General features: G+C 71.6%; 18 protein-coding genes. 9 read left to right on the forward strand and 9 right to left on the reverse strand.

Annotation, left to right across the window (positions count from 1 at the left end; translation table 11 throughout):
• Positions 1–82: 82 nt before the first annotated feature.
• Positions 83–1,477: a dihydrolipoyl dehydrogenase family protein gene (locus AA23TX_RS25875; protein ID WP_196425533.1), complete on the forward strand. Its 1,395-nt coding sequence runs from the start codon at positions 83–85 to the stop codon at positions 1,475–1,477.
• On the opposite strand, the gene AA23TX_RS25880 is transcribed toward AA23TX_RS25875, so the two are convergent.
• On the reverse strand, positions 1,478–3,805 hold the full coding sequence (locus tag AA23TX_RS25880) for a hypothetical protein (RefSeq protein ID WP_230862705.1): 2,328 nt from the start codon (positions 3,803–3,805) through the stop codon (positions 1,478–1,480).
• Positions 3,806–4,078: 273 nt separating this feature from the next.
• Here AA23TX_RS25880 and AA23TX_RS25885 point away from each other — a divergent pair, with 273 nt between their 5' ends.
• Positions 4,079–4,582 (forward strand): DUF3145 domain-containing protein, encoded by a 504-nt coding sequence (locus AA23TX_RS25885; RefSeq protein ID WP_155545434.1) that lies wholly within the window; start codon positions 4,079–4,081, stop codon positions 4,580–4,582.
• 147 nt (positions 4,583–4,729) lie between these two features.
• Positions 4,730–5,323 (forward strand): hypothetical protein, encoded by a 594-nt coding sequence (locus AA23TX_RS25890; RefSeq protein WP_155545435.1) that lies wholly within the window; start codon positions 4,730–4,732, stop codon positions 5,321–5,323.
• A gap of 54 nt (positions 5,324–5,377) precedes the next feature.
• On the opposite strand, the gene AA23TX_RS25895 is transcribed toward AA23TX_RS25890, so the two are convergent.
• The 5 genes from AA23TX_RS25895 to AA23TX_RS25915 form a co-directional block, all read right to left on the reverse strand.
• Positions 5,378–6,628, reverse strand: coding sequence for a beta-ketoacyl-[acyl-carrier-protein] synthase family protein (locus AA23TX_RS25895; RefSeq protein ID WP_155545436.1), 1,251 nt, complete (start codon positions 6,626–6,628; stop codon positions 5,378–5,380).
• Positions 6,629–6,656: 28 nt separating this feature from the next.
• Positions 6,657–6,902, reverse strand: coding sequence for an acyl carrier protein (locus AA23TX_RS25900; protein ID WP_037820481.1), 246 nt, complete (start codon positions 6,900–6,902; stop codon positions 6,657–6,659).
• 74 nt (positions 6,903–6,976) lie between these two features.
• Entirely contained in the window at positions 6,977–7,960 is a 984-nt protein-coding gene (locus AA23TX_RS25905; protein ID WP_155545437.1) for a beta-ketoacyl-ACP synthase III, read from the reverse strand.
• Positions 7,957–8,880 carry an ACP S-malonyltransferase gene (locus AA23TX_RS25910; RefSeq protein ID WP_155545438.1) on the reverse strand — a complete coding sequence of 308 codons (924 nt, stop codon included), beginning with the start codon at positions 8,878–8,880 and terminating at the stop codon, positions 7,957–7,959. Before AA23TX_RS25910 ends, AA23TX_RS25905 begins: the two co-directional genes overlap by 4 nt.
• A gap of 183 nt (positions 8,881–9,063) precedes the next feature.
• Complete coding sequence (locus AA23TX_RS25915) at positions 9,064–10,278, reverse strand: PucR family transcriptional regulator (protein WP_155545439.1); 1,215 nt, start codon at positions 10,276–10,278, stop codon at positions 9,064–9,066.
• A 128-nt stretch (positions 10,279–10,406) separates the two neighbouring features.
• On the opposite strand from AA23TX_RS25915, the gene AA23TX_RS25920 reads away from it, so the two are divergent.
• From AA23TX_RS25920 to AA23TX_RS25940, 5 genes are all read left to right on the forward strand, one after another.
• Positions 10,407–11,315 carry an ABC transporter ATP-binding protein gene (locus AA23TX_RS25920; protein WP_155545440.1) on the forward strand — a complete coding sequence of 303 codons (909 nt, stop codon included), beginning with the start codon at positions 10,407–10,409 and terminating at the stop codon, positions 11,313–11,315.
• A gap of 73 nt (positions 11,316–11,388) precedes the next feature.
• Positions 11,389–12,612, forward strand: a complete 1,224-nt coding sequence (locus tag AA23TX_RS25925) for an ABC transporter permease (RefSeq protein ID WP_230862706.1) — start codon at positions 11,389–11,391, stop codon at positions 12,610–12,612.
• Positions 12,613–12,929: 317 nt separating this feature from the next.
• Positions 12,930–13,706, forward strand: a complete 777-nt coding sequence (locus AA23TX_RS25930) for a mechanosensitive ion channel family protein (protein ID WP_155545441.1) — start codon at positions 12,930–12,932, stop codon at positions 13,704–13,706.
• Positions 13,707–13,776: 70 nt separating this feature from the next.
• A complete protein-coding gene (locus AA23TX_RS25935; protein WP_155545442.1) occupies positions 13,777–14,493 on the forward strand; it encodes an MOSC domain-containing protein in 717 nt (238 codons plus the stop codon).
• Positions 14,494–14,547: 54 nt separating this feature from the next.
• The gene (locus tag AA23TX_RS25940; protein WP_155545443.1) at positions 14,548–15,183 is read left to right on the forward strand and encodes a nicotinamide mononucleotide transporter family protein; all 636 of its coding nucleotides are present in this window, start codon (positions 14,548–14,550) and stop codon (positions 15,181–15,183) included.
• Here AA23TX_RS25940 and AA23TX_RS25945 read toward each other — a convergent pair.
• Together AA23TX_RS25945 and AA23TX_RS25950 are read right to left on the reverse strand one after the other, a co-directional pair.
• Positions 15,164–16,780, reverse strand: a complete 1,617-nt coding sequence (locus tag AA23TX_RS25945; RefSeq protein ID WP_155545444.1) for an L-lactate permease — start codon at positions 16,778–16,780, stop codon at positions 15,164–15,166. The genes AA23TX_RS25940 and AA23TX_RS25945 overlap by 20 nt on opposite strands.
• A gap of 253 nt (positions 16,781–17,033) precedes the next feature.
• Positions 17,034–17,633 carry a TetR/AcrR family transcriptional regulator gene (locus AA23TX_RS25950; protein ID WP_155545445.1) on the reverse strand — a complete coding sequence of 200 codons (600 nt, stop codon included), beginning with the start codon at positions 17,631–17,633 and terminating at the stop codon, positions 17,034–17,036.
• An 82-nt stretch (positions 17,634–17,715) separates the two neighbouring features.
• Here AA23TX_RS25950 and AA23TX_RS25955 point away from each other — a divergent pair, with 82 nt between their 5' ends.
• Positions 17,716–18,459 carry an SDR family NAD(P)-dependent oxidoreductase gene (locus tag AA23TX_RS25955; protein ID WP_155545446.1) on the forward strand — a complete coding sequence of 248 codons (744 nt, stop codon included), beginning with the start codon at positions 17,716–17,718 and terminating at the stop codon, positions 18,457–18,459.
• Between the two features lie 8 nt (positions 18,460–18,467).
• Here the strand turns inward: AA23TX_RS25955 and AA23TX_RS25960 are convergent, their stop codons facing one another.
• Positions 18,468–19,679, reverse strand: coding sequence for an alpha-hydroxy acid oxidase (locus AA23TX_RS25960; protein ID WP_155545447.1), 1,212 nt, complete (start codon positions 19,677–19,679; stop codon positions 18,468–18,470).
• Positions 19,680–19,701: the final 22 nt, after the last annotated feature.

Consider the following 19,701-nt stretch of genomic DNA (forward strand, 5'->3'; position numbering starts at 1 on the left):
CGGGCCGCCGACTTCTTGCAGCTTCCCGACCGAGGATAGCCGCTGGCTTGCGTGATCCCGCGCGGTGGTGTGCGCTGAACGCATGTCTGGACAGACTTTTGACGTAGTGGTGATCGGCGCGGGTCCGGTGGGGGAGGTGGCCGCCGAACGGGCGGCCCGCGGTGGCCTGAAGGTCGCCCTCGTCGAGCACGAGCGTTTCGGCGGCGAGTGCTCCTACTGGGCGTGCATCCCGAGCAAGGCGTTGCTGCGGCCGGGAAACCTCCTGGCCGCGGCGAAGCGGATCCCCGGCGTGCCGGTCGGCGACCGGCTCGACCCCGCGGCGGTGTTCGCACGGCGTGACTGGTTCACCGGCAAGGGCGACGACTCGGGCCAGGTCGAATGGGCCCGCGGCGCCGGCATCGAGCCGATCCGCGGCCACGGCGAGATCACCGGTGAGCGGGAGGTGACCCTCGACGGCGACCGTGTGCTGACCGCGCGGCACGCGGTGATCGTGTGCACCGGCAGCGTGCCGAGCAAGCCGTCGATCCCGGGGCTCGACACGGTCCGGGTGTGGGGTTCGCGGGAGGCGACGTCGGCTTCGTCGGTGCCCGGCCGCCTCGGGGTCCTCGGTGGCGGGGTGGTCGGCGTCGAGATGGCGCAGGCGTTCGCGTCGCTCGGCTCGGAGGTGCACCTGGTGATCACGGGCGAGCGGCCGCTGCCGCGTAACGCCACGATCGCCGGCGACCTCGTGTTGCACGGCTTGCGTGAAGCCGGCGTGTACGTGCACACCATGTCCGGGGTGATCGGGGTGTCCGACACCGGGAGCGGGACCGAACTGGTGCTCAAGAGCGGCGAACGGCTGGTCGTCGACGAGTTCCTGGTGGCGACCGGGCGCCGGCCCGCGACCGCCGGGCTCGGCCTCGAGGCGTTCGGCATCGAGCCCGGCCGCGCGCTGGAGGTCGACGACACGGGCCGGGCGTCCGCAGTGGACGGTGGCTGGCTGTACGCGGCGGGCGACGTCACCGGCCGCGCCCCGCTGACCCACCAGGGCAAGTACGGCGCCCGCGCGGCGGGGGACACGATCGCGGCGCTGGCCGCGGGCAAGCCGGTGTCTTCGGAGCCGTGGAGCCCGTTCACCGCGACCGCCGACCACAGCGCGGTGCCGCAGGTGGTGTTCACCGACCCGGAGGTCGCGGCCGTCGGCCTGGCGGACGCGCGGCCGGGCTCGGCCGACCGGGTCGTCGACATCGACATCGCGGTGGCGGGCTCGTCACTGCACGCGGACGGCTACACCGGCAAGGCCCGGATGGTCGTCGACACCGAGCGGAACGTCCTCCTGGGCGTGACGTTCGTCGGCCAGGACGTCTCGGAGCTGCTGCACTCGGCGACGATCGCGATCGTCGCCGAGGTGCCGCTCGACCGGCTGTGGCACGCGGTGCCGTCGTTCCCGACGATCAGCGAGGTGTGGCTGCGGCTGCTGGAGGCCTACGGGCTCTAGTCACTGAGCGGGCAGGTCCAGGGCGGCTTTCGCGGCCCGGGCCAGGCCGGGATCGTCCGCAGTGGACGGTCCCGGCGCCCAGACCGCCTGCACGACCCGCACGGACGTGCCTTCGATCCGGGACGTGTAGGCGGCGTTCTCGAACCGCGGCGCCGGGGTCGCGCCCCACTTGCCGGTCTCGGAGGCGAGGTCGAGGATCCCGCCCCCGCCGGGCGTGTCCGCGACGGCCTTGAACGCGCCGGCCTGCGCGGCATCGGGGAACTCGACGATCCCGACGGTGACGGCGGCCTCGCGACCGTCGACGGTGGCGGCGTAGGACGCGCGCCGGACGCCGGAGCAGCTGGTCTGCTGCAGGCTGGCCTGGGCATCCCCGAAGGCGTGGGAGGCACACCGCTGGTCCCGATCGGCGGCGCGCAGGGCGAACTGCAGGCTCCGCACCGGAGCGGCACTGGTCCGCGACGGCGGCGGAGTGACGGGAGCGGGCGGCCCGCTGGGCGCGGCGGCGGTGTCATCCCCGGAGGTGGCCACGGCGATGGCCGCGACGACCAGGGCGACCAGGAGCCCGATGGCGCCGAGGGGGAGCCAGCGGACGGTCTTCGAGGTGGAGGCGGTTTCCCGAGGGACCGGCCGCGGAGCGGGTGCGCCGGCGGTGGGGGGTTCGGGCGGCAGGGTGATCTGGGCGAGCGTGACCGGGCGGGGTGCGCTTCGCGGGGTTCGTGCGGGTGGGGTGGGGAAGGCGAGTTTTTCGGTTCGTTCGGTGTCGGTGCCCGGTTCGCGGGACTGCGGCTGCGGGGTGGCGCCGGGGAAGAGGGGGTTTCCCGGCGCGGGAAGCGTCTCGGTGGGTTCCTGGTCTGAGGGAGTTTCGTCGCCGGGGTGTGGCGAGGAGTCGGCGAGATCCGGCTCGGACGCGGCGCTGAAGGCTCGCGATCCGGCGGTCATCGAGTCTTCGGCTTGCGGCGCGGTTCCGGTGGCGGGCGCCGAGTCTTCGGCAGGCGGAACGGTCTCGGCGGGCTCCGGCTCGGCGGGCTCCGCGCCTGCGGCCGGGGGTGCTGATTCGGCGGGCTCCGCGGCTGGGGTTGTCGGCGCGACCGGTTCCGCGCTCGCGGCGGTGGGCGCCGGTTCGGCGGCCTCGGAGTCCGTGGCAGGGATGGCCGCCGGTTCGGAGTCCTCGGTGGGTGCGGGGGCGGGCTTCGGCACGGCCGAAACCGGAGTTGTGGTTTGCCACCCGGCTCGGCCTACCGCGGGCGAACCGAGCGAAGGCGAACCCGCCTCGGCTGAGCTGGCCGCGGGCGAGCCTGCCGTGGGTGAACCCGGCGCGGCTGAGCCTGAATTCGCACTGTCCGAAGTGGGCTTTGCCGAACTCGAGCCTGCCGCTGTGGCAGCAGCGGTCGCGCCTGCCGCTGCAGCCGAACCGGCCGCGCCCGCTGCGGGACTTGCCGCAGCAGCCGAACCAGCCGTGCCCGGAGCCGCGGCCGAGCCCGCCGAACCGGCCGCGCCCGCAGCAGCGGCCGAACCCGCTGAACCCGGCGACCCGTCGGTGCCCGCAGCAGCTGTTCCAGCCGAGCCAGCGGCCGAACCGGTCGCGCCCGCTGTGTTCGCAGCAGCGGCCGAACCCGCAGAACCCCCAGAACCTCCAGAACCCGCCGTGCCCGGGGTTGTCCTTCCCGGCTGGCGGGGCACCGACGGCCCACTGTCCCAAAGGGACTCCGGTGGCGAATCGTCCGTGAAGCGGCTGAAGCCCTCGCCCAGCAGGATCTCGTCCGAAAACTCCGGTGCCTCCGGGGCCAACCCGCGGATCAGGGCCCGGACCTGGTCCACCGATCGGGGCCGGTGCGCCGTTGCCAGGGACACCGTGGCCGCCAGCATCGTCGTCGGGGTCGGGTGCAGGACCCGGACCGGGCCCGCCAAGTCGGCCGCCGGCTGGTCGACCGTCTCCACGTACGGTCCTACCGCGACTATCGTCCCCACCGGGCCCGTTCCCGGCACCAACGAAGCGATCCGCTGCTCGCACGCCTGGGAAATGTCCAGCGCCTCCGTTGCCGGGTTGACCGCGTCGTCGTCCGCGATCAGTGGCCAGCCGTCGGCCTTCCAGGGGGCTCCCAGCGGGGCTTCCAGCCTCAGGGCCGGATCCGGGAGGTCCACGCCGATCACGATGATCACCCCGTGGGGCAGCAGGACCACCGCCTCGATCGGGCGCTCGGTCACCGAACCGACGCCCACCAGCGCGATCCCGCCGATGACGGTGCTGCCACGGCCGAGGGATGCCAGCGCCGCCCGGACGTCGTCGGCCACCCGGGACTGCTGCCGCTCCAGGCGCACCAGTCGCACCGAAACCCCTCCCTGCTCGTCGTTCCGGGTCATCACGCTAGCGCGCGTGGCGGTATCCATCGTGCGACACGGGGACAGCGTGGCCGTGAGCCCACCGAAAGTGGGGCCGTGGGTGACTTGTGGTGTTCATGTGGCCAAACAGCACGGTTGGGGTGCAGAATGTGCTACAACGCATCGGAGGCGGCATTCGGGAGCCGCGCTGAGGCCGCGCTGAAAGCTCGAAGTAGGGCGTAGGGGAAGACGTCCCTCGTCGAGCAACAAGCGGAGGTAGCAGTGAGCACCCGTGGCAGCACCCGAGGTGTGGTGTACGTCCACTCGTCGCCGTCTGCGGTGTGTCCGCACGTCGAGTGGGCTATTTCGGGCACCCTGGGTGCCCGCGTTGACCTGAAGTGGACGGCGCAGCCGGCCAGTCCGGGTCAGCTTCGCGCCGAATGCGGATGGCGCGCGCCCGCGGGCAGCGGCGCCAGACTGGCGTCAGCCCTCAAGGCGTGGCCGATGATTCGGTTCGAAGTCACCGAAGAGCCCAGCGCGGGCCTCGACGGCGAACGGTTCTGCTTCGCGCCCGGCCTAGGCCTGTGGCACGGGCGGACCAGCGCCAACGGTGACATCGTCGTGGGTGAAGACCAGCTGCGCGCGCTCGCCGCCATGACCCGCGGGGGTGAGTCCTTCGCACACAAGCTCGACGAACTCCTGGCCGCTAGCTGGGATGAAGCGCTCGAGCCCTACCGACACGCCGGCGACGGCGCTCCGGTGACCTGGCTGCACCAGGTCGGCTGAACCAAGCCGGCCGACGGCCGGACAGCTCCGGCGGGCGGTCCGGCGCGACCCCGGGTGATCGGGGCGCGCCGGGCCGCCCGTGTGCGTTTCCCGGCACGCCACCGTGCTGCCCCCGGGCGCCTCGCCGGGGCCGGTACGCTCGTCGGCGTGACCACCCCCGCCCCCAGCTCCCGCCAGCGCTGGCTGGTGCCCGTCGTGGCCGTGGTGCTCTCCGTGACCGTGGGCGGCGGCCTGCTCGCGCGTGAGATCTACCGCCGGCCCGACCAGCCCGCCGACGAGACCACCGTCTCGACCTCCGCGCCCTCGTCGGCCAGCAGCGGGGCGTCGGCCGCGACGGGTGCCATCCGGATGACCGACGACGCGAAGGCGCACCCCCAGGCCGAACCCGTCCGCAGGCTGCTGCAGGCGTACTTCGACGCCATCAACACCAAGCAGTACGGGCAGTGGACGGCCGTGGTCAGCTCCCAGCGGATCGCGGAGCAGTCGCAGACGACCTGGCGCAACGGCGTCCGCACCACAAAGGACACTGACGCCCTCGTCTACCGGATCGAGCGCGGATCGGGCACGTCGCTGCGGGTGCTGGTCGGCTTCACCAGCTTCCAGAACCGCGAAGACGCGCCCCTGTTCTTCCCGGAGCCGTGCATCAAGTGGCGGCTCGTGCTGCCCGTGATCGTCGAGAAGTCCGAGCTGAAGATCGACTCCGTCGACAAGGGCCCGCCGCCCGAACACGACAAGTGTTGAGCGCGAGAAGGGGGCCCGGCCGAAGCCGGGCCCCCTTCTCGTTCGTCAGTGCGTTCAGGCCGCCGGGGTGAACAGCAGCGCGGTGTTGTGCCCGCCGAAGCCGAACGAGTTGCTGATCGCCGCGGTCAGCTCGACCTTGCGGGCCTCGCCGGACACGACGTCCAGCTGCACCCGCGGGTCCAGGTCGGTCAGGTTCATCGTGGCCGGCACGATGCCGTGGTAGATCGACAGGATCGTGATGATCCCCTCGACCGCGCCGGCCCCGCCGACCAGGTGCCCCATCGAACCCTTCGGCGCCGTCACGATCGCGTGGTCGCCGACCGCCTTGCGGATGGCCGCCGCCTCGCCGATGTCACCGACCACAGTGGACGTCGCGTGGGCGTTCACGTGCCCGACGTCCGCGGCGGTCACGCCGGCCATCTTCATCGCCGCGCGCATCGCGGCGATCTGGCCGATGCCCTCGGGGTGGTTGCCCGTGATGTGGTAGGCGTCCGAGGTGATGCCGTGCCCGGCGATCGTCGCGTAGATCCGTGCCCCGCGGGCCTTCGCCTGGTCCGCGCGCTCCAGGATGACCACGCCGGCGCCCTCGCCGAGGACGAAGCCGTCGCGGCTCGCGTCGAACGGCCGCGACGCGCTGCCGGGGTCGTCGTTGCGCGTGGACACCGTGCGAGCCTGGGCGAACCCGGCCAGCGTGATCGGGTGGATGCACGCTTCGGCACCACCGGCGACCACGACGTCGGCGCGGCCGGAGCGGATCATCTCCACCCCGCTCGCGATGCCCTCGGCGCCGGAAGCGCAGGCCGAGGCCGGGGAGTGCACCCCGGCCCGCGCCTTCAGGTCGATGCCGACGTGCGCGGCCGGGCCGTTCGGCATCAGCATCGGCACGGTCAGCGGCGACACCTTGCGGAGACCCTGCTGGTGCAACAGATCGTTCTGGGTGAGCAGGGTGACCGGGCCGCCGACGCCGGTGCCGATCGACACGCCGAGGCGGTCGGGGTCGACGTCGGTGTGCTCGTCGGTCGGTTCCGCGTACCCGGCGTCGGCCCACGCCTGCCGGGCGGCGATCAGCGCGACCTGCTCGCAGCGGTCCAGCCGGCGGGCCTGCACCCGCGGGAGGACTTCCGACGGATCGACGGCGAGCATGCCGCCGATCTTGACCGGCAGCTGCAGCTCCTCGACCCAGTCGGCCTCGATCGCCCGGATCCCGCTCCGCCCGGCCAGCAGACCGTCCCAGGTGGACGTCACGTCCCCGCCGAGCGGTGTGGTGGCGCCGAGACCGGTGATCACGACGTCGTGGTTGCTCATGGGAGTCTCCTCAAGGAGGGAAGAGGACTTACTTCGAGTTGGCCGACACGTAGTTCACCGCGTCGCCCACGGTCTTCAGGTTGGCGAGCTCGTCGTCCGGGATCTTGACGCCGAACTTGTCCTCGGCCTGCACGGCGATCTCGACCATCGACAGCGAGTCGATGTCCAGGTCGTCCACGAACGACTTCTCGGCGGTGACGTCGTCCTGAGCCACACCGGCCACCTCTTCGACGATCTCGGCGAGGCCGGCGAGGATCTCAGTGTTGTCAGCCATGGGGTAGTTCCCTTCTCGGTCTTACTCGGGTCTGGTTGCCCTTGGGCGAGTGCCCGCGGGGAGCGTAACGGTGATCAGGGGCAGACGAACGCCTGCCCGGCGTAGGACAGGCCCGCGCCGAACCCGACCGCCAGCACCACATCGCCGGACTTCGCCGTCCCGGCCTTGCGCATGTGGTCCAGCGCGAGGGGGATGGACGCCGACGAGGTGTTGCCGGAGTACTTGATGTCGTCGGCGACGACCATGTCTTCGCGGGCGCCGTTGGCCCGGAGCTTCTTCGCGATCGCCTCGACGATGCGCAGGTTCGCCTGGTGCGGGATCAACACGTCCACATCGGACGGCTTGAGCCCGGCGACCTCGAGCGCGCGCATGGCGATCGGCGCGATCTGGGTCGTCGCCCACCGGAAGACCGACTGGCCCTCCTGGTAGATGAACTTCTCCTCGGTCATCCCGATCAGGTCGACCAGGTCGCCGGCGCTGCCCCAGGAGACCGGGCCGATCAGCGGCTCGTCGGACTCGCCGACGACCGCGGCACCCGCGCCGTCGGCGAAGATGATCGCGTTCGCGCGGTCGGTGGGGTCGACCGAGTCGGTGAGCTTCTCGGCGCCGATCACGAGGACCTTCTTCGCCGAGCCGCCGCGGATCAGGTCGGAGGCGACGCCCAGGCCGTAGCAGAACCCGGCGCACGCGGCGTTGAGGTCGAACGCGCCGGGGCCGGGGATGCCGATCCGCGCGGCCACCTGGGCGGCGGCGTTCGGGATCTGCGTCGGCATGGTGCAGTTCGGCAGGATCACCGTGTCCACTTCGGACGGGTCGACCCCGGCGTCGGCCAGCGCGGCGGTGCCGGCGGCGACGGCGAAGTCGGTGAGCAGCTCGTCCTTCTCGGCGAAGCGGCGCTCGATGATGCCGACGCGCGTGCGGATCCACTCGTCGTTGGTTTCCATGATCTTCGAGAGGTCGTCGTTGGTGACGATCTTCTCCGGCTGCGCGCTGCCGATGCCCAGCACGCGGCTGCCGCGGGAGCCGGGGTTGAGGCTCAGGGTGGGTCGATCGGTCACGAGGCGTCCTCCTGGCGCAGCGCCGCCAGCTCGGCCGGCGTCTTCAGCGCGGTGGTAGTGGTGACGACGCCCTTGAGCTGCCGCTTGACCAGGCCGGTCAGCGTGCCCGCGGGCGCGAGTTCGACGGTGCGGGTGACGCCGAGGGAGACCAGGCCGTCCATCGTCAGGTCCCAGCGGACGGACCGCGTGACCTGTGCGACGAGGCGGTCCAGGTACTCGGCCCCGCTGGTGACGACCGCACCGTCCGCGTTGGACAGCAGCGGGCGCGTCGGGTCGGCCGGGGTCAGCTCGGCGGCGTGGGCGCGCAGCGCCTCTTCGGCGGGCGCCATGTACTGCGTGTGGAACGCGCCGGCGACCTTGAGGGCGCGGATCTTCGTGCCTTCGAGGGGCTCGGCGACGATCTTCGCGATGGTGTCGGCGGCACCGGAGGCGACGATCTGCCCCGCTCCGTTGCGGTTCGCCGCGGTCAGGCCCTGCTCTTCGAGCCACGCGACGACCTGCTCGGGATCCCCGAGCATGACCGCGGCCATCGACGTCGGCTCCAACGCGCACGCCTTCGCCATCTCGGCACCCCGGACGGCGGCGAGCGCGACGGCGTCTTCGGGCTTCAGGACACCGGCGATCGCGGCGGCGGCGAGCTCGCCGACGGAGTGCCCGGCGACGGGCGCGTCCGCGGGCACCGGCGCGGTGGCCTGGAGGTGTTCGAACGTGAGCAGCGACAGCGCGACGATCAGCGGCTGCGCGACCGCCGTGTCCTGGATCTCGTCGGCGTCCGCCTCGGTGCCGAGGCGGAGCAGGTCGAGCCCCGCGCGCTCGGACCACAGCGCCACGCGTTCGCGGGCGCCGTCGAGGTCGAGCCAGGGCGTGAACATGCCGGGGGCCTGGGACCCCTGGCCGGGAGCGAGGACTGCTGCTGTCACCCTTCAAGACAACACGGCGGAGGGTGTTCCCCGGGATGCCGACGCTCACAGTGTCTGCCCGGCGTCTTTGTCGGAAACCTCCAAAGACGCGCCGGAGAAGCTCGCGCGTAACCCGGAAGCCTTGTCGGGTTCAATCACCTTTCGCTGTTAAGTCCATCACGTGACGCCCGTCTCGGGAAGTGCTCACCAGAGGCCGCGGGCGCGGGCCAGCCGTCCCACGGTGAGCGCGATCCGCAACACGAGCGCGTCACGGGGGTCCGTCGGCTGGCAGCCGGTCAGGTCCGCCGCCTTGCGCAGCCGGTACCGGACCGTGTTCGGGTGGACGAACAGCGTCTTGGCGCACGTCTCCAGCACGCCGCCGCTCTCGAGGTAGGCCTCCACCGTGCGCTGCAGCGTGGGGCCCGCCTCCTCCAGCGGCCGCGCGATCGTGTCGATCAGCAGGCGCTCCGCCTCGGCGTCGCCCGTCAGCGCGCGCTCGGGCAGCAGGTCCGCCGACCGCACCGGACGGGGCGCGCCCGGCCAGCCGATCACCGCCCGCAGCCCCGACAGCGCCTCCGTCGCGCTGTGGTGCGCCTCGGCCAGCGACGGCACCGTCGGGCCCGCGACCACCGGGCCGTCGGCGAACGCCACCGACATCCGGGCGAGGATTTCGCGCTCCTTCACCCCGCCCTCGGTCGGGCCGCCGACCACGACCACCAGCCGGGAGCCCTGGACCGACAGCAAGACCGGGCGGCCGACGCGGGCCGCGCGGCTGCGGACCTCGAACACCACCGTCGGCGGGTCCTCCGACGGCGGGTTGCCCACCAGGACCGTCGCGGCCGCCGACGGCTCCCAGCCCAGCGCCGTCGCGCGCGAAAGCACCGACTCCTCGGCGTCGCCGCGGACGATCCCGTCGACGACCAGCGCCTCCAGCCGGGCGTCCCACGCGCCACGGGCCTCCGCCGCCGCCGCGTACGAATTCGCCGCCGCGAACGCGATTTCCCGGCCGTAGCGCAGGATTCCCTCGATCAGCGCGGCCCGCTCCGCCTCGTTCGCGGCGAACTCCGGCAGCTGCTCCTCGAACACCTCGATGGCCAGGCGCACCATGCCGACCGCCTGCCGCAGGCTGACCCACCGGGACAGCTCGGCCGGCGCGTCGCGGAACGCCTCGGTCGTCAGCTTCAGGGCCTCCTTCGCGTCCCGCAGCCAGTCGACGAAGCCCGCGGCGCCCGCCTGCGTGATCAGCAGGACGCTGGCGCGCTGGTCGGCGGGCAGCCGGGCGAACCACGACAGCCGCCGCTCCATCACCGCGACGCTCGCGCTCGCCAAGCTGCCGGAGGCGTGCTCCAGCCGCCGAAGCGTCTTCGCGGAGAGTCCGTGGTGCTTCGGCACCTGGCGCGGGGCGGGGGTTCCATCCATGGCGCCCGCGATCCTACGTGCCCGCAACTTTCGTAGCCCGGGTCGGCAACGCGCGGTGCTATGCGGTGCGTGTACGGACTGCCTAGGATCGCGAACGGGGGCAGCCAGCAATGAACGGGGGAACCGGGATGACCGGTTTGGAGATCGACAGGGTCTCGAAACGCTACGGCGATGTGGTCGCTTTGCGCGAAATGACGTTCGAAGTCCGGCCGGGCGAGCTTTTCGGGTTCGTCGGCAGCAACGGCGCCGGAAAGACCACGACCATGCGGATCGCGCTCGGCGTGCTTTCCGCCGACGGCGGCGAAGTCCGCTACGACGGCCGGCCCGTCACGCACGAAACGCGCCGCCACATCGGGTACATGCCCGAGGAGCGCGGCCTTTACCCGAAGATGAAGGTGGCCGAGCAGCTCACCTACCTCGCGCGGCTGCACGGCATGCCGGCCGCCGCCGCGCGGGCGTCGGCGGACAAGTGGACCGAACGGCTCGGCGTCGCCGGCCGCCGCGACGACGAGGTGCAGAAGCTCAGCCTCGGCAACCAGCAGCGCGTCCAGCTCGCCGCGGCGCTGGTGCACGAGCCGCGGATCCTGGTGCTCGACGAGCCGTTCTCCGGCCTCGACCCGGTCGCGGTCGACGTGATGAGCCAGGTGCTCAAGGAAAAGGCCGCCGAAGGCGTGCCGGTCGTGTTCTCCAGCCACCAGCTCGACCTCGTGGAGCGGCTCTGCGACCGCGTCGGGATCGTCCGGAGTGGACAGATGGTCGAGGCCGGCACGGTCGAAGAGCTGCGGGCCGGCGGCGCCGTCCGGCTGCGGGTCGACGTCCCCGAAGCCGGTGACGGCTGGGCCGACGGCCTGCCCGGTGTGAAGGTGCTGGGCCGGAAGGGCACGGTGACCGAGCTCGAGCTGGGCGAAGGTGCCGACGACCAGGCCGTGCTCAAGGCGGCGCTGGCCACCGGTCCGGTCCGCGAATTCGCGCGCGAGCAGCCGTCCCTGACCGAACTGTTCCGTTCCGTCGTCACGACCGAGGAGGTCCCGGCATGAGCGAGCTTGCGAGCGAATCATCCAACACTGCGCCGGCCGCTCAGGCCGCACCGAGCGTCAGCGAGGTGTGCGCATGAGCACCCCGGTCCAAGACGTCCGGATGAGCCCGGCCGCGGCGGTCGGGCTGGTCGCCTCCCGCGAGATCTCCACCCGCGTGAAGTCGAAGGCCTTCCGGGTCGCCACCGTCGTCATGCTGCTGCTGATCGTGATCGGCATCGTGCTGCTCAAGCTGATCTCGGGCGGCAGCGGCGCCGACTCCACGGTCGGCTACACCCCGGCCACCGCCGTGTTCTCGGCGCCGCTGCAGGCCGGCGGCAAGACGGTCGACGAAAAGATCGACGTCGTCCAGGTCGCCGACGAGGCCGCCGGGCGCGCCAAGCTGGCCGACGGCTCGATCGACGCGCTGCTCACCGGCGACGGCAAGACCGTGCACGTCCAGGTGAAGAAGGACCTCGACGGCAAGCTCGCCAACGTCCTGCAGCTGCTGTCCCAGCAGGTGGCGATCGACCAGCAGATCACGGCGCTGGGCGGCGACCCGGCGCGGTTCAAGGCCGCGATCGCGTCGGCGAAGTTCATCGAGGACACGCCGCTGGAGCAGCCGTACGACTACAACGGCGCGCAGCTGGGGCTCGGCATCGCCGCCGGGATCCTGATCTACCTGTCGCTGATGATCAACGGCCAGACCGTGGCGCAGGGCGTCGTCGAGGAGAAGACGTCCCGGGTCGTCGAGCTGCTGCTGTCGACGATCAAGCCGTGGCAGCTGATGGCCGGGAAGGTGCTCGGCATCGGCGTGGTGGGGCTGATCCAGATGCTCGTCATCGGCGTCGGCGGGCTGGTCACCGTGACCGCCACCGGCGCGCTTCCGGACCTTTCGCTTTCGTCGGCCGTCGGTACCGTCGTGTGGCTGATCGTCTGGTACCTGCTCGGGTTCTTCATGTACTCGATCGTGTTCGCCGCGCTGGGCGCGCTGGTTTCGCGCCAGGAAGACGTCGGCGGCGCGACGATGCCGGCGCTGATGTTCGTGATCGCCGGGTACGTGATCGGCATTTCGGTGCTGCCGTCGAACCCGGGCAGCACGTTCGTCGAGGTGCTTTCGGTGATTCCGGTGTTCTCGCCGACGCTGATGCCGATCCGGCTGGCGATGGGCGGGGTCCCGGTGTGGGAGGCCGCGTTGTCGGTGGTGCTGGTGTTGCTGATGATTCCGGGGCTGATCTGGCTGGCCGCGCGGATCTACCGGAATGCGGTCATGCGCACCGGCGCGAAGGTGAAACTGCGCGACGCCCTGCGCGCCGCCTGACGTTTTCCGGCTGTTCACCGGCCCCCGAGTGCTCCGGCGCTCGGGGGCCTTTTTTCGGGCGGCCGAGGCGCGAGTTCCGCCAAATGCTCGAGGCCGCCCGGCGCTTGCGGTTTACGCTGCGCCGGACGGCCTCGTCTCCCCGGTCCCCACCGGTGAAACCATTATGGCCAACGGTGATCTTCGCGCGCCAGTCGTCTCACTCGATCGTGGGGCGCACGAGTTGCCGCGGCTGGGTACCTGATCAACGATCCGGTGCACAACAGCGCGCACCACCCGAATCGCGACGATTCGGTGCGAAACACCTAGAGGGAGTCGGTATGGGCCAGCAACTGAAGGACGGGCTCGGGCAAGCGTGGAACCTGGTGGCCACGTTCGTCCCGAAACTCGTCGGTTTCCTGATCATCCTGCTGATCGGCTGGCTGATCGCGAAGGCCGTCGCGAAAGGGTTGAGCCTCGTGCTCGGAAAGGTCGGCTTCGGCAAGCTGATCGAGAAGACCGGCCTTTCCGGCAGCATCGGCCAGCAGAAGATCGACGCGGCCGGGATCCTCGTGAAACTGGTCTACTACTTCATCCTGCTGATCGCGCTGCAGCTGGCGTTCGGCGTGTTCGGGCCGACCAACCCGGTGAGCCAGCTGCTCAACGACATCATCGCGTTCCTGCCGCGGATCGTCGTCGCGCTGGTGCTGGTCGTGGTCGCCGCGGCCATCGCGAAGGTCGTCCGTGACGTCGTCTCGTCGGCGATGTCGGGCCGCCCGGCCGGCCGCTACCTGGCCACCGGCGCCTACTGGCTGATCATGGCGTTCGGCATCATCGCCGCGCTCGGCCAGGTGAACATCGCGACCGCCATCACCGGCCCGGTGCTGATCGCGGTGCTGGCGACGATCGGCGGCGTGATCGTCGTCGGCTTCGGCGGCGGCCTGATCAAGCCGGCGCAGGACCGCTGGCGCGGGTGGATCTCGAACATGGAGCACCAGATGGCCGAGACGCCGGCGCAGCGCACCGGCGAGATGGGCACGAGCGCGCAGCCGCGCGCGGCGGTCGGCGCGGACAACACCCCGACGCCGCCGGCGGGCATGCCGCGCTCGCAGGGCTGAGCGGGATCGGCGCGGAAGGGCCCGGCGGACGAGGAAGCCGCCGGGCCCTTCCGCGCGTTACGCTGGGGCGATGGGGGTCGTGGCGGCGCTCTGGCGCTATCCGGTGAAGTCGATGGCGGGCGAGCGGCTGACCGAGGCGACGGTCGGTGAGCGCGGCCTCGACGGCGACCGCCTCTACGCGGTCCACGACGCCGACGGCAAGTTCGGCAGCGGCAAGAACTCCCACCGCTTCCGGCGGATGCCCGGCCTGCACGCGTTCGCCGCGCGCTACGACGGCGACGTCCCGGTGGTGACCTTCCCGGACGGCCGCGTGCTCCGCGGGGACGCGGCGGGCGGCGAGATCGCCGCCGCGCTCGGCATCGCGGGTGCCGAGCTGGCGAAGGAAGCGGAGATCCCGCACCACGACGAAGCGCCCGTCCACCTCGTCACGACGTCGTCGCTGGCCTGGCTGGCCGAGCGCACGCCCGGTGTCGCGCTGGACGAGCGGCGGTTCCGGGCCAACCTCCTGCTGGACACCGGCCCGGCGCCGGACCGGGCCGAGGAGGCCTGGGTGGGGGAGCGCGTCCGCGTCGGCGAGGTCGAGCTGGAGATCCTCCGCAAGGCCGTCCGCTGCGTGATGGTCGGCCTGCCGGCCGACGGGCTGCCGGCCGCGCCCGGGCTGCTCAAGACGATCTCCGACACCAACGGCCTGACGTTCGGCGTGCAGGCCCGCGTCGTCCGCGGCGGCACGATCCGCGTGGGGGACGACGTCCACGCACCGGGATGTTCCGCGGCTCACAGTCCCTAGGGAATTCACCCCCTCCGGAGCATGTTTGATGCGGTAGGACGAAAGGGGCGTCAGGTGGATTTCCTGCTGCACCACGGAATCACGGTGCTCGGTCAGTGGATCTCGATCGCGGAGCTCGCCGGGCAGGTGTTCGCGCTCGCCGTCGTGTTCCTCGCGCAGCGTCGCACCCTGTGGACGTGGCCCGTGCAGGTCGGCGCGACCGTGCTGCTCTTCGCCGTCTACGCCTCCGCGCACCTCGGCGGGCTCGCCGCCCGCCAGGTCGCCATCCTCGCCATCTCCGTCTACGGCTGGTGGGCCTGGACCCGCCGCCAGGACCCGGTGTTCGGCGTGGTCGTGCGGCAGGGCCGGCTCGCCGAGCGGCTGGCCATGCTCGGCGCCTTCGTCGTGGGCACGACCGTGATGGCCCTGGTCCTCGACGCGCTGAACGCGTCCTGGGCGCCCTGGCCGGACGCCGCCATCTTCGTCGGGACGCTCGTCGCCTTCGGCGCGCAGGGAGCGGGGCTCGTCGAGTTCTGGCTGGTCTGGCTGGTCGTCGACGCGATCGGCGTGCCGCTGCAGATCTCGTCCGGGCTGTACTTCTCCGCCGCGATCTACATCGTCTTCGCCGGGCTCGTCATCCACGGCTGGTGGAGCTGGAACCGCTCCGCCAAGAGTGTCGCCGACCGTCAGTTCATGGCAGCATCCAGCTGAGCACCGGCGTGCTCTGCCCGAGCACGATCAGGCACATCACCAGCAGCAGCCCCAGGCTCCACGGGAGCACCTTCCGCAGCAGCTTGCCCTCTTCGCCCGGCAGATTCGCCGCCACGCAGGCGATCGTGAGGTTCTGCGGGGAGACCATCTTGCCGAGGACGCCGCCGGAGCTGTTGGCCGCGGCCAACAGGTCGGCGGCCAGGCCCGTCTTGTTCGCCGCCGTCACCTGCAGCGCGCCGAACAGCGCGTTCGCCGACGTGTCCGAGCCCGAGACGGCGACGCCGAACCAGCCCAGCACCGGGGAGAGGAACGCGAGGCCCGCGCCGGCGGCCGCGATGAACGTGCCGATCGTGGTCGTCTGACCGGACAGGTTCATCACGTAGGCCAGCGCGAGCACGCCGGTGACGGTGAGGATCGCGAACCGCAGCTCCTTGACCGTCGCCAGCCACTCCTGCACGGTCCCGCTCGCGGAGACGGCCAGGATCGCGGCCGTGATGACGCCGGCCAGCAGCACGAGCGTGCCGCCGGTGTTGAGGAACGGCAGCGAGAAGGTGTTGCCGGACACCGGTTTCCCGTTCGGGCCGATGACGTTCAGCCCGGGCCAGTGGAACTTCCAGGTCGCCTTGTCCAGCAGCTTCTTGATCGGTGGCAGCACGGCCAGCGAGAAGATCACGATGATCAGCGCGTAGGGCAGGTAGGCCTTCACGACGTCGTCGCGCGAGTCCTCCGGCGGCGCTTCTTCGGTCGCCGTCCCGCCCCCGCCCATGCTGATCCGGACGGCCTCGGGCACCGGGCGGCGGGTCTGCGGCAGCGCGACCAGCGCGGCGGCGCCGGCGAGCGCGGCGCCGATGTCGGCCAGCTGCGGCGACACGAAGTTCGAGGCGAGGAACTGCACGAGCCCGAACGCGACGCCGCAGACCAGCGCGGGCAGCCAGGTGTCCTTCAGGCCGCGCTTGCCGTCGACGATGATCACCAGCAGCAGCGGCACGACCAGCGCGAGCAGCGGCGTCTGGCGGCCGACGATCGACGAGACGTCCTGCAGGGGCAGCCCGGTGACCTGGGCGAGGGTGACGACGGGCGTGCCCATCGCGCCGAACGCGACCGGCGCGGTGTTCGCGACCAGGGCGACGACCGCGGCCTTCACCGGGTGGAAGCCGACGGCGACCAGCATCACTGCGCTGATCGCGACCGGCGCGCCGAAGCCGGCGAGGGCCTCCATGAGCGCGCCGAAGCAGAACGCGATGATCAGGGCCTGGATGCGCGGGTCGTCGGAGATCCGGCCGAACGAGCGGCGCAGGACGTCGAAGTGCCCGGTCCGCACCGTGAGCCGGTAGATCCACAGCGCGTTGACGACGATCCACATGATCGGCCACAGCCCGAAGGCGGCGCCCTGCAGCGCGCCGGAGACGGCTTGGACGACCGGCATGCCGTAGGCGGCGATCCCGACGACGAGCGCGACGAGCAGCCCGATCAGGGCGGCGTGGTGCGCCTTCATCCGGACGACACCGAGGAGCACGAGAACGGTGGCGAGCGGCAGCACGGCGACGAGCGCCGACAGGCCCAGCGAACCGAGGGGAGTCACGTCTTGCACGAACACGGGCGACCTCCGTTTTCCACGATGCGAAAACGGCCTTTCGGCGAGTGCCCGAGATCTTCGTCACAAACCGGTCGGTCCGTCAAGAACTTGAGACCGGTTGGCCCAACGAGTCAGCGCTTCACGGCCCCGGTGTGTGCGGGTAGGGGCATCACGCGTGACTGGGGAGGCATCACGCGTGATCGGAGGGGCATCACCCGCGATGCCCGCCTGATCACGCGTGATGCCCCGCTGATCACAGGTGATGCCCCGCTGATCACGTGAGGTGCGGCTTGGGTAGGACCGCTAGTGCTGTCTCGGCGATCGCGCGGACGTCGTCCGGCTCGAAGCCGCCCTTGCCCAGTGCTTCGAGGCCGCGCAGGACCGCCAGTACGAGGCCGGCGAGGTGAGCGGGGTCCGCGCCGGCGTCGATGTCGCCCGCGCGCTGGGCGCCCGCGACGCACGCCGTCAGGTGGTTCCGCAGGTCGCGGAACAGCTGCCGGCTGCGGGCCGCGACTGCCTCGTCGTGCTCCGCGCATTCGGCCGTGCTCTTCGCGATCAGGCACCCCCGCCGCGCCTGGTCGGCGGCGACCGATTCGGCGATCGCCCGCACGTGGTCGCCGAGCCGCCGGTAGGCGGTGTCGTCGGGGCCTTCGAGCTGGTGTCGCGCGCCCTCGCCGGCTTCGCCGCAGTAGTAGTCGAAGACGCGCAGGAAGAGCGCGTGCTTGTCGCCGAAGGCGCCGTAGAGGCTGCCCTTGCCGAGGCCGGTCGCGGCGGCGATGTCGTCGACCTTGGTGCCCGCGTAGCCGGTCTCCCAGAACTGGTCCCTGGCCACGCGCAGGACCGCTGCCTCGTCGAAGCTCCGGGGTCTCGCCATGGTCTCAGGATACTCATTCTTGACTGTCTCGTCCAGAACGGCGTACGTTCTGGACGAGACAGTCAAGAACTGGAGGAGCAGCGTGAACCTGGAAAACAAGACCGCGGTCGTGACCGGCGGCAGCACCGGCATCGGGCTCGCCATCGCCAAGCGCTTCGCGGCCGAAGGCGCGCACGTGTTCATCACCGGCCGGCGGAAGGAAGCCCTCGACGACGCGGTCGCCGAGATCGGCGGCGAGGTGACGGCCGTCCGGGCGGATTCGTCGAACCTGGCCGACCTCGACGCGCTCTACCGCGCGGTGGCCGAGCGCGGCCGCGGGCTGGACGTCGTGGTGGCCAACTCCGGCGGCGGGAGCTTCGCCCCGCTCGGCGAAATCACCGAGGAGCAGTTCGACGCGACGTTCGGCACCAACGTCAAGGGAGTGCTCTTCGCGGTCCAGAAGGCGCTGCCGCTGCTGAACGCGAACGCGTCGATCATCCTCACCGGCTCGACGACGTCGACGCGGCCCGGCGCGGCCTTCAGCGTCTACTCGGCGACGAAGGCGGCGGTCCGCAACTTCGCCCGCAGCTGGGCGCTCGACCTGAAGGGGACCGGCACGCGGGTCAACGTCCTGAGCCCGGGACCGACCCGCACGCCGGGCCTGCTGGGCCTGGTACCCGGCGACGCGCAGCAGGGCCTGGTCGACGGCCTCGTGGCGGAGGTCCCGCTGGGCCGCCTCGGGGATCCCGCGGAAATCGCGGCCGCCGCGCTGTTCCTGGCCACCGAAGAGGCGAGCTTCGTCAACGGCGTCGAGTTCTTCGTCGACGGCGGCCAGGCGCAGGTCTAGCGCGGGTTCTAACGCAGGGTGGCGTGCGAGGGCGTCAGGTCCTTCAACGTCCGGACGCCCAGCAGCTGCATCGTGCGGACCATCTCGGTGCGCAGGATGTCGACGCACCGCTGGACCCCGCGCTCGCCGCCGGCCATCAGGCCGTACAGGAACGCGCGGCCGACCAGTACGGCGTCGGCGCCGCGGGCGATGGCCGCCACGATGTCGCCGCCCGACAGGATGCCCGTGTCGATCCAGACCTCGGCGCCGCCCTGGAGCTCGTCGAGCACCGCCGGCAGCAGCTCCAGGGGTGTCGGGGCGCGGTCGAGCTGGCGGCCGCCGTGGTTCGAGATCAGGACCGCGTCGGCGCCGTGCTTGACGACGTCACGCGCGTCGTCGACGTTCTGCACGCCCTTCACCACGAGCTTCCCGGGCCAGGTCCGGCGGACCCAGTCGAGGTCGTCGAAGTTCAGCGTCGGGTCGAAGAGCTTGTTCAGCAGTTCGGCGACCGTGCCGCCGAAGTGGTTGAGCGACGCGAACTGCAGGGGCTCGGTGGTGAGCAGGTTGAACCACCACGCCGGGTGCGTCGCGCCGTCGAGGAACGTCTTGAGCGTCAGCGCCGGCGGGATGGTCAGGCCGTTGCGGACGTCGCGCAGGCGCGCGCCGCCGACCGGGGTGTCCACGGTCAGCATCAGCGTGTCGTAGCCCGCCGCCCACGCGCGATTCATCAGATCTTCGCCCGCGCCGTGGTCGCGCCAGACGTAGAGCTGGAACCACTTGCGGGCTTCCGGCGCCGCCGCGGCGAGGTCCTCGATCGACGTCGTCGCCATCGTCGAGAGACCCACCGGGATGCCGTTGCGCTGCGCCACGCGGCCGACCGCGGCTTCGCCCTCGTGCTGCATCATCCGCGTGAACCCGGTGGGGGCGAAGGCGAACGGCAGCGCCGACGTCTTGCCGAGGATTTCGCGGGTGGTGTCCACATCGGACACTCCGCGCAGCACGTTCGGGTGGAACTCGATCCGCCGGTAGGCCTGGCGGGCGCGCAGCAGGCTGTCTTCCAGCTCGGCCGCGCCGTCGGTGTAGTCGAACGCCGCCCGCGGGGTCCGCTTGCGGGCGATCGTCCGCAGGTCGGCGATGGTGTGGGCGTTCGCCAGCCGCCGGTCGGTCGGGTTCAGCACGATCGGCTTCGGCCGCAGGATCTGCTTCAGCTCGTCCGGCTTGGGCAGTCGGCGCTTCGTCACCCTCATCAACTCCCTGAGCAGG

This window comes from Amycolatopsis camponoti (assembly GCF_902497555.1).
In the GTDB taxonomy this organism is placed as follows: Bacteria; Actinomycetota; Actinomycetes; order Mycobacteriales; family Pseudonocardiaceae; genus Amycolatopsis; species Amycolatopsis camponoti.